This is a genomic window from Paraburkholderia sp. EG304 (assembly GCF_046543485.1).
GTDB lineage: Bacteria > Pseudomonadota > Gammaproteobacteria > Burkholderiales > Burkholderiaceae > Paraburkholderia > Paraburkholderia youngii.
This window is the reverse complement of sequence record NZ_JBKGUA010000215.1, coordinates 1-1,370: the sequence shown is the minus strand read 5'-3', so window position 1 is coordinate 1,370 and position 1,370 is coordinate 1. Positions and strand designations below refer to the sequence as shown.

1 protein-coding gene is annotated in these 1,370 nt (G+C 60.3%); it reads left to right on the top strand.

All coding sequences use genetic code 11. The annotated features are described in order from the left end of the window. The first annotated feature begins 58 nt into the window (after window positions 1-58). Window positions 59-1,327 (top strand): IS256 family transposase, encoded by a 1,269-nt coding sequence (locus ACLFKU_RS43435; RefSeq protein ID WP_410853356.1) that lies wholly within the window; start codon window positions 59-61, stop codon window positions 1,325-1,327. Window positions 1,328-1,370: the final 43 nt, after the last annotated feature.

Here is a 1,370-nt window from a genome sequence, read left to right as displayed (position 1 = left end):
GAGCCTGTCAGATTTTTAGTGTGCCGAGGTCATGAGACGATAACGGAAATAACGTCCTATGACCGAAGCAACAGTGACCAAGAAGAGCAAGAACCCGAAGGCGCCGAAGCTGTTCCCCGACGAGCTGATCGATCAACTGCTGGCGCAGGTGCAAAGCAAGGATACCGAGTCGATTCTGGGCGAATCAGGCCTGGCCGGCCAACTGAAGAAGCAACTGGCCGAGCGCATGCTCGCGGCGGAACTGACGCACCACCTGGAGAGCGAGGCCGGGCAAGGCAGGAGCGGCAATCACCGCAACGGCACCAGCCCCAAGACGGTCATCACACCCAACGGCGAGCTGAAGCTGGACATTCCGCGCGATCGGCAGGCGACGTTCGAGCCCCAGCTGGTCGGCAAATATCAACGCCGCCTGCCGGGCTTTGACGACCACGTCATCAGCATGTACGCGCGCGGCATGAGCGTGCGCGAGATCCAGGGTCATTTGCTGGAGCTGTACGGTCTGCAGGTGTCGCCTGATCTGATTTCGACCGTCACAGACGAAGTACTGGCCGAGGTCGAGCAGTGGCAGCAACGCCCGCTCGAAGCGATGTATCCGATCGTGTATTTCGACGCGCTTCGGCTGAAGATCCGCGACGAAGGCACGGTCAAGAACAAGGCGGTGTACCTGGCGCTAGGCATTCGGGCCGACGGCCGCAAGGAAGTGCTCGGCTTGTGGATCGAACAGACCGAAGGCGCCAAATTCTGGCTGAAGGTCTTCAACGAACTGAAGAACCGAGGGCTGCACGACATTCTGATCGCGGTCGTGGACGGCCTGCGCGGCTTTCCGGAAGCGATCGAGGCGGTGTATCCGGCCGCGCAGATCCAGACCTGCATCGTGCATTTGATCCGCAATTCGCTGAATCTGGCGGGCTGGAAGGACCGCAAGCTGCTGGCGGCCGCGCTCAAGCCGATCTATCAGGCCGCCACGGCCGCAGCGGCGGCAGCGGCGCTCGAGGCCTTCGCACAAAGCGAGTGGGGTCGCAAATTCCCCACGGTCGCGCCGATGTGGCAACGCCAATGGGAGCAGGTGATTCCCTTCTTCGCCTATCCGCCCGAAGTGCGCCGAATTATCTACACGACCAACGCCATCGAGAGCATGCATATGCAGTTGCGCAAGATCGTGAAGAATCGCGGCCACTTCCCCAGCGACGAAGCCGCCAGCAAGCTGCTGTATCTGGCCTTGCGCAACATCGAAAAGGATTGGAAGATGCCGCCTATTACCTGGCGGCAGGCAGTCAATCAGTTCGCCATTATGTTCGGCGAGCGGTTCACGAACGCCATGAGCTGAGATCTTTTAACCGACCTCGGCACACAAAATTCCTGACACCTCC